This window comes from Pseudarthrobacter ribosi (assembly GCF_055412865.1).
Map to the genome: position 1 here is coordinate 292,064 of NZ_JBVAYZ010000004.1, position 11,326 is coordinate 303,389.

Annotated in this window: 9 protein-coding genes and 1 tRNA gene; 6 read left to right on the plus strand and 4 right to left on the minus strand. The window is 65.9% G+C overall.

Annotated features, from left to right (window positions below; translation table 11 throughout):
• Window positions 1-188: 188 nt before the first annotated feature.
• Complete coding sequence (locus ACZYZ5_RS06435; RefSeq protein ID WP_463900160.1) at window positions 189-1,520, plus strand: MFS transporter; 1,332 nt, start codon at window positions 189-191, stop codon at window positions 1,518-1,520.
• A gap of 200 nt (window positions 1,521-1,720) precedes the next feature.
• On the opposite strand, the gene ACZYZ5_RS06440 is transcribed toward ACZYZ5_RS06435, so the two are convergent.
• Together ACZYZ5_RS06440 and ACZYZ5_RS06445 are read right to left on the minus strand one after the other, a co-directional pair.
• A tRNA-Thr gene (locus ACZYZ5_RS06440) sits at window positions 1,721-1,797 on the minus strand.
• A 149-nt stretch (window positions 1,798-1,946) separates the two neighbouring features.
• Window positions 1,947-2,837: a DsbA family protein gene (locus ACZYZ5_RS06445; protein ID WP_463900163.1), complete on the minus strand. Its 891-nt coding sequence runs from the start codon at window positions 2,835-2,837 to the stop codon at window positions 1,947-1,949.
• Window positions 2,838-3,111: 274 nt separating this feature from the next.
• Between ACZYZ5_RS06445 and ACZYZ5_RS06450 the strand changes: the two genes are divergently transcribed.
• From ACZYZ5_RS06450 to ACZYZ5_RS06465, 4 genes are all read left to right on the plus strand, one after another.
• Window positions 3,112-4,521, plus strand: a complete 1,410-nt coding sequence (locus tag ACZYZ5_RS06450) for an alpha,alpha-trehalose-phosphate synthase (UDP-forming) (RefSeq protein ID WP_463900203.1) — start codon at window positions 3,112-3,114, stop codon at window positions 4,519-4,521.
• The gene (otsB, locus tag ACZYZ5_RS06455) at window positions 4,511-5,338 is read left to right on the plus strand and encodes a trehalose-phosphatase (protein ID WP_463900164.1); all 828 of its coding nucleotides are present in this window, start codon (window positions 4,511-4,513) and stop codon (window positions 5,336-5,338) included. The genes ACZYZ5_RS06450 and otsB overlap by 11 nt, the downstream gene beginning before the upstream one ends.
• 243 nt (window positions 5,339-5,581) lie before the next feature.
• Entirely contained in the window at window positions 5,582-6,664 is a 1,083-nt protein-coding gene (locus ACZYZ5_RS06460; RefSeq protein ID WP_463900166.1) for an ABC transporter ATP-binding protein, read from the plus strand.
• Window positions 6,665-6,921: 257 nt separating this feature from the next.
• The gene (locus tag ACZYZ5_RS06465) at window positions 6,922-8,340 is read left to right on the plus strand and encodes a DUF4032 domain-containing protein (RefSeq protein ID WP_463900205.1); all 1,419 of its coding nucleotides are present in this window, start codon (window positions 6,922-6,924) and stop codon (window positions 8,338-8,340) included.
• Window positions 8,341-8,391: 51 nt separating this feature from the next.
• Here the strand turns inward: ACZYZ5_RS06465 and ACZYZ5_RS06470 are convergent, their stop codons facing one another.
• Together ACZYZ5_RS06470 and ACZYZ5_RS06475 are read right to left on the minus strand one after the other, a co-directional pair.
• On the minus strand, window positions 8,392-9,759 hold the full coding sequence (locus tag ACZYZ5_RS06470) for an FAD-binding oxidoreductase (protein ID WP_463900169.1): 1,368 nt from the start codon (window positions 9,757-9,759) through the stop codon (window positions 8,392-8,394).
• 415 nt (window positions 9,760-10,174) lie between these two features.
• Window positions 10,175-10,675, minus strand: a complete 501-nt coding sequence (locus ACZYZ5_RS06475) for an SRPBCC domain-containing protein (protein WP_463900170.1) — start codon at window positions 10,673-10,675, stop codon at window positions 10,175-10,177.
• A 178-nt stretch (window positions 10,676-10,853) separates the two neighbouring features.
• On the opposite strand from ACZYZ5_RS06475, the gene ACZYZ5_RS06480 reads away from it, so the two are divergent.
• A complete protein-coding gene (locus ACZYZ5_RS06480; RefSeq protein ID WP_463900172.1) occupies window positions 10,854-11,195 on the plus strand; it encodes a YciI family protein in 342 nt (113 codons plus the stop codon).
• Window positions 11,196-11,326: the final 131 nt, after the last annotated feature.

The following is an 11,326-nucleotide window of genomic DNA, read 5'->3' on the forward strand; positions in this document are numbered from 1 at the left end:
TTCGATGACGCTGCCAGAACTGACGGGGAGGGACGGCGCGCGATCCCGCCCGGCCGCCGACACCAAACCCTTGACGTCATTTAGCCTGAGTTCATTTTCAGAATGATAGTCATTATCTATACCGTGGTGGCAAGAGAATCGTCGTCGCTGAGGGGCAGGGTGTGCACAGTGAGCGTCACCCTTCCTCGATGATGATCGATACAGCTCCTCCGAGGAACCGTGTCTCGGCGTCTTTGCTTCTGCCCACCCAGCTGGTCTTCAATGTTGGCTTTTACGCGGTCGTTCCCTTCCTTGCCCTCGTGATGGCCGAAGACCTTGGCCTCGGTGCCGCCGCCGTAGGCCTGATCCTTGGCGCACGGACCTTCAGCCAGCAGGGCATGTTTCTGCTGGGCGGTGTGATCGCTGATCGCTGGGGACCGCGCCGCAGCATCTTGACCGGCTGCATCATGCGCGCAGCAGGCTATCTCGGGCTCGCGATCTCTGATGGTTTCTGGCCCTTTCTGCTCAGTGCAGTGCTGACCGGTGTCGGCGGCGCCTTCTTCTCACCCGCTGTTGAGGGACTCGTCGGGACCCTTGATCGCGCCCGGGCCTCGGATGGCACGCCGCGACGAAACCTCTTCGCCTGGCTCGTCCTGTTCGGGGAGATCGGCGCCGTCACTGGGCCGCTTGTCGGCATTGGCCTTCTGCCGTTTGGGTTCCCTGTCGTCGCCATGTCAGCTGCGTGCCTCTTCCTGGCCGTGGGCGTTGCTCTATGGTTCCTCCTACCTGAGCATGCTTCACCAGCAAAAGTGGTGGAACCTGCGGTAGCGGGGCCAAGAGACGGTGGTGCCTTCGCCTGCGTGCGGGATCAGCGTTTCGTTACCTTCGCTGCGTTCTTCAGCGTGAACCTGCTCGCATATAACCAGTTGTACTTCGCGCTTCCGCTCGAACTCGATCAGAGTGGAGCCGGCGCCAGAACGCTGGCTGCGCTGTTCGCCCTCGCGTCCATCTTGACCATCGCGCTGCAACTGCCGATGTCTGCGGTAGCTACCAGACTGGGTCCGGCCATGGCTCTCCGGGCAGGCTTCGCGTGCATCTCGATGGCATTCGCGGCTATCACCCTGATCGGAAGCACCGGGATGCAGATCGTGCCCGGACTTCCGGTGATGACGGGACCAATAGCCCTCGTGGTTCTCCTCAGCCTCGGACACATGCTCGCCCGGCCCGCCGGGATGCAGCAGGTCCACGACTTCGCCGGAAAACGCCCGCTCAGCGCCTACTACGGCCTCCTCGCCAGCTGCGGCGGCCTTGCGGTGCTCCTGGGCAATAGCCTGATCGGCGTTTTGCGCGACACGCTAGGAAGCGCCTCCGGCTGGGCGCTCCTCGCTCTCCTTGCTGCTGCAGCCGCTGCTTTCCTCCCTCGTTTCCTCCCCGTTCCCCATAAGGAGGACCCGTCATGGCCCAGCGCATCACTCCCGCCGGCTTGCTGTCCTGACATCAGTAACAACGGCGATGGCAAACCCCCTCGTACCGCAGCGTAGGTCCAGCCCTCAGCTCTCGATCCTGGCCGCCGGCGCGTACAACAGCGACGCCGTCGACCCAATGGGCCCTGGGACCGGTCCGTTCGTTCTCACCGCCACCGACGGAACGCCGTAGCGGGTAGCAGCGGGTCCCCGATAGCAGGACAAACGAAAACCGCGCCGCCACCGGGAGGGTTCCCAGCAACGGCGCGGTTCTTTCTTGGGGCCCCCTGTCGGATTCGAACCGACGACCCCCGCTTTACAAGAGCGGTGCTCTGGCCAACTGAGCTAAGGAGGCATTCCTGTGCGCCGGGGCACCGGGCCGCGATGAGGGGCCTGGCGCCATGGCGCTAGATAAGGTTAGCCCACGGATGCCCGGTGATAAAAACAGGCCCGGCTCCGGAAGAATCCGGAACCGGGCCCGCCGATGCTACTGGGTCCTGCCGCCTACTGCTTGGCGTCGATGGCGGCCTGGAGGAACTCCTCGAACGGGGTCTGGGCGCTCTCGCCCTTGCCCCACTGCTGGCCCTCAACGAACACGGTGGGCGTGCCGGTGACACCGATGGAAGCCGCCTGCTGGGTGGCGTACTTCACCCACGGGCGGTAGGTCTTCTCGTCCACGCACGTTTCGATGCTCTTGGCCCCGACGTCGGTGGCCATCTTCTTCAGATCCGCATCCGAGATGCCGGCGCCGCCTTCAGCAGGCTGCTGCTCAAACAGTGCATTGACGAAGTCCGCGTACTTCTCCGGCGATTCGTTCACAACGCAGGCTGCGGCGTTGGCCGCGCGAGAGGAGTAGTTCGTGGTGGAGCGGGTGTCCAGGAAGCCCAGCGGGCGGTACTCGACGGTGACCTTGCCTTCGTTGCGAAGATTCGTGAGGGTCTCGTTGTACTGGGTCTCAAAGTTCTTGCACACCGGGCAGATGAAGTCGATATAGAGAACCACCTTGACCGGCTTGCCGGCCTCTGCCTCGGCACCGGGCGCGGCGACTACTGCCGGCGGGGTTTCCGCCGGAGCGGGAATGTCGGCTACCCGGACGGTCGCGGGCTCCGTCTTCGCGACCTCGGTGTTGGCCAGCAGCGTGACGCCGCCGTAAACGTTGCCGTTGGCCGGGGTGGGTCCCTCGTCCGCAATCGGGGCGTTCTTCTGCATGTTCGAGGTGACTACCAGCGCCACCACCACAATGATGGCCACGACGGCGGCAACGATGCCCCAGCCGATGAGCAGCTTGTTGCGCTTGTCCTTTTTGACCTGCGCCTCGCGGATTTCACGGGCTTTCTCGCGGGCCGCGGCAGTTCGCTCTGTTTTGGACTGACGGGGTTCGTTTGCGGGGCTCATTAGTTCCTCGGGTCGATCGGCCGGTGATATCCACTGGGTGGCAATTCATCATTTTAGGGGAGAAATCTGGGAACTTGCGCTTTCAACCTTCGTCCCCGCCTCCCAACGGACGAATAGCACAGAAGATTCCGCCGGGCTAGGGTGGACAGGAGCCACGAGCGAATCCCAGGGAGCACCAATGCAGGCAACCAAACACGCCGAATCGGATCCAGAATCCAACGGCGCGGAGGCGCACGGCACCAGCGACACCGATCCGGACGCGCAGTATGACTTTATGGTGGTTTCCAACCGCCTGCCGGTCGACCGCTGCTCCCCGGACGAGCCCGGATGCGAGGACGGCTGGCGCCGTTCCCCCGGCGGCCTGGTCACCGCCCTGGCCCCCATGATGACCAAAACCGACGGCGCCTGGGTCGGCTGGCACGGCGCCCCCGATGAGCATGTCCAGCCCTTCACCCACGGCGGCATCGACCTCGTACCCGTCCAGCTCAGCACGGAAGACATCGAACTCTTCTATGAGGGCTTCTCCAACGCCACCCTCTGGCCGCTCTACCACGACGTGATCGCCCCGCCCGAGTTCCACCGGACCTGGTGGGACTCCTACCGCAAGGTCAACCGCCGGTTCGCGGACGCCGTCATCGACCACGCCAACCAGGGCGCCACCGTCTGGGTGCAGGACTACCAGCTGCAGCTTGTTCCCAAGATGCTGCGCGAGGCGCGTCCGGACCTGAAGATCGGGTTCTTCAACCACATCCCCTTCCCGCCGCCGGAAATTTTCGCCCAGCTGCCGTGGCGCCGGGCCATCATCGACGGACTGCTCGGAGCCGACCTGGTCGGGTTCCAGCGCCCCAGCGACGCCGGAAACTTCATGCGCTCCGCCCGCCGCTTCCTCGGCGCCAGCGTCAAACAGCAACAGATCCATGTCCGGGGGTCCGACGGCGAGACCACCCACATCGCCCGCGCCCAGGCGTTCCCCATCTCGATCGACGTCCAGCAGATCAGCGAACTCGCCCGAAAGCCCGAAATCATCGAGCGCGCCCGCCAGATCCGAATGGATCTCGGCAGTCCTAAGACGATCCTGCTCGGCGTCGACCGCCTCGACTACACCAAGGGCATCCGGCACCGGCTCAAGGCCTACGAGGAACTCCTGGCGGACGGCAAGGTCACGGTGGAGGACGCCGCGCTGATCCAGGTTGCGAGCCCCAGCCGGGAACGCGTGGAGCAGTACCGCCTGCTGCGCGAGGAAATCGAAGGCACCGTGGGCCACATCAACGGCACCTACGACACCATGCAGAACACCGCGGTCCGCTATCTGCACCACAGCTACCCCATCGATGAGATGGTGGCCCTGTACCTGGCCGCGGACGTCATGCTCGTCACGGCCTTGCGGGACGGCATGAACCTCGTGGCCAAGGAATACGTCACGGCCCGGACCAACAATGACGGCGCGCTGGTGCTGAGCGAGTTCGCCGGCGCCGCCGACCAGCTCAAGCAGGCCCTGCTAATGAACCCGCACGACATCGACGGCCTCAAGGACACCATCATGAAGGCCGTCAACATGCAGCCGGCGGAGGCCGGGCGCCGCATGCGCTCGATGCGCAAGCAGATCCTGGACCACGACGTCGATCTCTGGTCCTCTGATTTCCTGACCGCGCTCGAAGAAAAGGTAATCCGCGATGACTCCTGAACTCTCCCCGCGACAGACCCCGCTCTCGCTCGCCCCGGACCTCCTTGAGGCCGTGCACCGCATCGCCGCCACGGAACACCTGCTGGTCACCATGGATTTCGACGGCACGATGGCACCCCTCGTGGACCATGCCGGCGACGCCCGCGCCCTCCCCCGCTCGGCAGCGGCCTTCGCCGCACTCACGGAACTGCCCCGGACGACGACGGCGCTCATCTCGGGGCGCGCCCTAGACAGCCTGCGGGCGGTTGCCTTTCCCCCGGAGAAGACGCTGCTGATCGGCAGCCACGGCGCCGAAGTCTGGATGGGACCGGGGTCCTCCAAACTGGAGCTCGATGACGACCGCCGTGAACTGCTTGCCGAGGTCCGGCGCGAGCTGGAGGGCATCGTAGAGGTGGCACCGGGAACCCTGCTGGAGGACAAGCCGGCCGGCGTCGTCCTGCACACCCGGCTGGCCGCGGACGACGTTGCCGAAGACGCCGTCGCCGCTGCCCGCGCCGTCCTGCAGGACCGGCCCGGGGTCTACCTGAAGGACGGCAACCGGGTGCTGGAGACCTCCGTGGTCCACGCCTCCAAGGGGGAGGGCGTCGCCTTCCTGCGGCAGGCGACCGGCGCCACCGCCACGGTCTTTGCGGGCGATGACACCACCGACGAGGACGCCCTGGCCCGCCTGCTCCCCGGGGATCTCGGCGTGAAGGTCGGCCTGGACTTCACCCAGGCCCAGTTCCGGATCGAAGCCCCGGCGCACGTTGCCGAATTGCTGGAGGCCCTGCTGCGGGATCGGAGACGCGGCCTCGGGCTGCCGGACACTACCGCATAGCGGGCCGCTGGTAAGCCGGATCACGTGTGACATCCGCGACATTTTGGCCCTTTTAACAAAAATATGACATACTCTGGTTGTGATGTGGCGCACAAGTACCGTGCGGCGTCATTGGATACTCCTCGGCTTCGGCCGGGGAGTATACGCACGATCAGGTGCTGACAACTGAATTAACAACTGAAGAATAAGACCATTCACTACGGATCGTCCGGCACGTACCTGCCGGTGAAGGGATTGATAACTGTGGCTACAGTTACTTTTGATAACGCAACACGTCTGTACCCGGGCACGGATAAGCCCGCTGTTGACAAGCTCAACATTGAAATCGCCGATGGCGAATTCCTGGTCCTCGTTGGACCCTCCGGCTGTGGCAAGTCGACCTCCCTGCGCATGCTCGCAGGTCTTGAGGACGTCAACGCCGGCCGGATCCTGATTGGCGACCGCGATGTCACCGATGTTCCCCCGAAGGACCGCGACATCGCCATGGTCTTCCAGAACTACGCCCTCTACCCGCACATGACGGTCGCGGACAACATGGGCTTCGCGCTGAAGATCGCCGGCGTCAGCAAGGAAGAGCGCGCCGAGCGCGTCCGTGAAGCTGCCAAGCTGTTGGACCTCGAGCCGTACCTGGACCGCAAGCCGAAGGCACTCTCCGGCGGCCAGCGCCAGCGTGTTGCCATGGGCCGCGCGATCGTGCGTAACCCGCAGGTCTTCCTCATGGATGAGCCGCTGTCCAACCTTGATGCGAAGCTCCGCGTGCAGACCCGCACGCAGATCGCGTCCCTGACCCGCCGCCTGGGCGTCACCACGGTCTACGTGACCCACGACCAGGTCGAGGCCATGACCATGGGCGACCGCGTCGCCGTGCTGAAGGACGGCCTGCTGATGCAGGTCGACACCCCGCGCAACCTGTACGACAAGCCCAAGAACGTCTTCGTGGCCGGCTTCATCGGCTCCCCCGCGATGAACCTGCTGGAACTTCCCGTCGTCGACGGTGGCGTGCAGTTCGGCGGCACCGTTTACCCGGTACCGCGCAACGTCCTCGAGGAGGCGCACGGCCAGACGGTCACGCTCGGTTCCCGCCCGGAGGATCTCGAGCAGGTCGCCGCAGGTGAAGGCCTCCAGGTTGAGGTCGACGTCGTCGAGGAGCTCGGCGCAGATGCCTACGTCTACGGCCACACCACGCTGGACGGCAAGAGCCACGACATCGTGGCCCGCGTTGACGGCCGCCGTCCCCCGATGAAGGGCGAATCCATTTACGTTCGTCCGCAGTCCGGCCACGTGCACCTGTTCGACACCAAAACGGGCCTGCGCCTGGGCGCCTAGTCCCCACCGGCTCCCTAGCCTCGCTCCGCGTCGGCAAGGGAACCCTGCCGGCGTGGGCCCACCCACCGGTTCCCTAACCTCGCTCCGCGTCGGCCAGGGAACCCTGCCGGCGTGGGCCCTCCCACCGGCACTGCACTACTGACGGCGGTCCTCCTCACTGGAGGGCCGCCGTCGGGCTTTAACTTAGCTGGCAGCACCCTTCGTTAGGGCCGCCGCCCTTAGTACGGAAGAATTGGCTCATGACCGAGGACAACCACATCACCGAGGACAGCAGCGCCCAGTGGCACGACGAACCCACCGACTACGGGCAGATCGGCAAGCTGCCCCGGTTCGAAGCCGCCAGCGCCAATGACAGCAAGGCGTCCGTGGCCTCGAGCTCGCTGAGCATCACCGCCGCCGCCACCGATCCGGAGCTGCTGGACCTGCCGTGGCACATCGCACTGGAGGACTGGCCGGCGGAATACCTCGCCGCGCTCCCCCGCGGCATCTCCCGCCACATCGTGCGCTTCGCCCACCTTGGCGGCTCCGTAATCGCCATCAAGGAAACCTCCGAACACGTGGCCCGCCACGAATACCACATGCTCCGCAAGCTTGCCCGGCTGGACGTGCCCTGCGTGGAACCGGTCGCCGTCATCACCGGCCGCACGACCCCGGAGGGCCGGCCGCTAAACCCCGTGCTGGTCACCCGCCACCTGAAGTTCTCCATGCCGTACCGCGCCCTCTTCTCGCAGATGCTGCGCAAGGACACCCTCACGCGCCTGATTGATGCCCAGGCCCTGCTCATGGTGCGCCTGCACCTGATCGGGTTCTACTGGGGCGACGTCTCCCTTTCCAACACGCTGTTTCGCCGCGACGCCGGTGCGTTCGCCGCCTACCTCGTGGACGCGGAGACCGGCGAGCTCTACCCGGACCTGTCCACGGGCCAGCGCGAATACGATCTGGAAATCGCCCGGGTCAATATCGCCGGTGAACTCATGGACCTGCTCGACGGCGGCCTGATCGAGGAGAAAGTGGACCCCGTGGCCACGAGTGAACTCATCATGGACAGCTACCGGCGCCTCTGGACCGAGCTGACGGAGAAGGAATCGTTTGAGATCGGTGAGCGCTGGCGGGTGGCGGCCCGCATCCGGAAGCTCAACGAGCTGGGGTTCGACGTCGAGGAATACGCGATCAAGACAACGCAGAACGGGTCGACGATCCAGCTGCAACCCAAGGTCGTCGACGCCGGCCACCACCAGCGCCGGCTGCTGCGCCTGACCGGCCTGGACGCCCAGGAAAACCAGGCCCGCCGGCTCCTGAACGACATGGACTCCTTCCGCGCGGACAACAACCCGGGAATGGACGAGGAATACAGCGCGCACCTGTGGGTCAGCCAGATTTTCGAACCGATTGTCCGTTCCATCCCCCGTGACCTGTCCGGGAAGCTGGAGCCTGCGGAGGCCGTGCACGAGATCCTGGAGCACCGCTGGTACATGTCCGAGAAGGAGAACCGGCACATCCCGCTGGCCGAAGCCGTGCAGTCCTATATTGACTCGGAGCTGCGCCACCGCCGGGACGAGGCGGCCATCATGCTGAACCCGGACACGGGGCTGCTGAAAATCTTGGAGGTCGAAACGGAGGAATCGCGCTACGGCGCCGACGAGTCCATCGAGGAATACCCGGACTCCGACGACTAGTCATCCGCCGTGCCGTTCCCCTCGGCGACCCTTCTTCGTGGCACAGCCGCGCTAAATCGCCTTACCGGGGTTCAGGATGCCGGCCGGGTCGAAGAGCTCTTTGATCCGGCGCTGCAGTTCACGCACGGGTTCCTTCTGTTCCAGCCCGAGCCAGCGCAGCTTGAACTGGCCGATCCCGTGCTCCCCCGTGATGGTGCCGCCCATTGCCAGCGCCACGGTGATGGATTTGTCCAGGGCCTCGCCCAGCCGCCCCATGGCATCGGCTCCGGCAGCGCTGTCCGCCCGGTCCACCCAGAACGTCGGGTGCAGATTGCCGTCGCCGGCGTGCGCCACCACCTTGAGCCTGACCCCATACGCCGCCGCCATGGCCTCCAGCTCAGCGACGTAGTCCACGAGCCTCGAGCGCGGGACGGCGACGTCCTCGCCGACCCGGTATTCGTCGTCGACCTCGACCCCGCGGCTGTTGCGCCGCAGCTCCACCAGCCGCTCCGCCTCCGCGCTGGCTTCCATGGTCACGACCGCGCCGCCGGCCACAAGGACGGGCCGGATCGCTGCCGCCTCCGCAGCTGCGCCGAAGCCGTCGGTCTGGATCAGCAGCAGGGACTGTCCCCGGGCGGCGAGGTCCGAGCCGTGGAGCGCATCGAGCTGGGCCAGGGTGCCGCTGTCGAGCAGTTCCATGATGGCCGGCTGCACGCGCGCCCTGCCCACGGCGAGCACGCCGGCCGCGGCGCTGCGGAAGTCCGGGTAGAAGGCGGCGATCGTGTGCACGTCCTGCGGGAGGTACTTGAGCCGGACGGTGATGCCGACGACGATTCCCAGCGTCCCCTCGGAGCCGACAAAGAGCCCGGTGAGGTCGTAGCCGGCGACGCCTTTGAAGGTCTGGTGGCCGGTGTGGATGAGCGAGCCATCCGCCAGCACGACGTCGAGCGCCAGTACCGAGTCGCGGGTTACCCCGTACTTGGCGCAGCGCAGGCCGCCGGCGTTCGTGGCCACGTTGCCACCGATCGTGGACTGCTTGAAGCTGGCCGGGTCGGGGGCGTACATGAGGCCGTGGACTGCCGCGGCCGCGTTGAGGTCCGCGTTGATGACCCCTGGTTCGACGACGGCCGTTTCGTCATCGGCGTTGAGGTCCAGAATGCGGTTCATCCGTTCCAGGCTCAGCACGACACAGTCCCTGCTCGCGTGCGCACCACCGGAAACCCCGGTCCCGGCTCCCCGGGCCACCAGCGGAACCCCGCGGGCGGCACAGGCGCGGACGACGGCCTGGACGTCTTCGATGGATTCGGCCAGGACCACGGCCTGCGGCAACTGGTAGTCCAGCACCGGCGCCTGGTCCACGGCATAGACAGCCAGGGTGGGGGCGTCAAGGGGGACCTTGGCCGGTCCCAGGGCAGAGGTGAGCTCGTCGATGATGCTCATGCGGTCTCCAGTTCGTCGAATCCTGCTTTCAGTCTAAGGCGCGGACCCGGGAGCGCCGGATTGGGGTGCCGACACTGGCGTGGCTGACTTGGGCCTGCGTCGGTATGCCGCTGGCAGCGCCGCCTAGACCGGGGTATTTGAAGCAGTAAGCGACACCCTGTGGCCGCTTGAGCGGGCTGCGCAAGAACACCCGTTCCGAGGACGAGTGCCAATACGGAGAGCAATGCTGTGATGATCTTTCGGATCATGGCGTTCTTTTTCATACTCATGCCTGATCGAGGAATTACGGGAAGACACCGAAACGACCACACCGAGTACCCCGCACGCTTCGCGATCCGCTCCAGCACGGCCGTTCCGCCGGCGGACAGGGCGCCGCTCCGGTAGGCGCTGAACTGCGTTCCAGGCGCCAGCGGGCCTAAGCGCCGGCACCGCCCATGAAGCGCACGAACCGGTCCAGTACCCCCGGCCAGCCGGCGGCATACTCCGCCCGAGTTGCGGCGGGGTCCTCGGCCCCTTCCCACCCGCTGTGCACGAGGCGGAGCTCCGTCCCGCCTTCCACGGCCCGGAACGCGACACGCAGCTCCGTGGACCAGACGGCGGACGTACCGGGGTGCCAGCTCGCATGGAAGGACAGCGGGGGCTGCCAGTCATCGATCGACCCCCAGACGGCGCTCCTGCCGTCGTCCGCGGTCTCCAGGACCAGATTCTCTTCGAATTCCACATAAGAGCCGGCACCAAAGACGCTGTGCTCCTCAAGCGGCCACCAGAGGTGCGTGTGCTCGGTGAACCCAACAAAGGCGCGCGCCACTGCCCCCGCGACAACAATGGTGTATGTGACGGGGTCCAGCCCGTCGGCCGCTGCCGGCTCCGGTGTCTCGGCGGCGTCAGAGGCTGCGTGGCTGAAGAGGTTATCCATGGGCAACAACTCTACCCGCGGCCCGTCACTCCCCCGCGTCCTGGCCGGACTGAAGGTCGGTCCCGACACTCTACCTTGACTACATGTCCGGTGCCGGAGCCATAATCGGTCTGGGCACCAGAGCGGTGCCGCTGAGAAGAGCCGACGGATGGCGCCGCCGGAGCAGAGGAGTCCTCGAATGACGAAGTACCTGATCTCGTTCCCCGGTGAGGCCATGGTGATCCCCGAGGAGGACTTCGAGGCGGTGGTCGAAGCCTCCCATGCCGTCATCGACGAGGCCAAGGCGGCGGGTGTGTACGTCTTCGGCGGCGGCATCAATGAGGACGTAGGCCCGGTGGTCGTCGCCGGTGACGGCACCGTCACCGAGGGCACGTACCCGGGCCATCAGGTGCCCAACGGCGGCTACGCCATTCTCGAGCTGCCCTCGCGGGAGGCGGCACTCGAGTGGGCCGCGAAGATCGCTGTCGCCTGCCGCTGCTCGCAAGAAGTCCGGCAGTTCCAGTACGATCCGGCAAGCTGACGAGGGCAACCTCGGCCGGTGTCGGTCGTGCGTCGGGCCGGCATAGGCGTTAAATGCGGGAGAGCCCCGACCGTGTGGTTGGGGCTCTCGACCGTTTAATGATGTTCCGGCGGTGACCTACTCTCCCACAC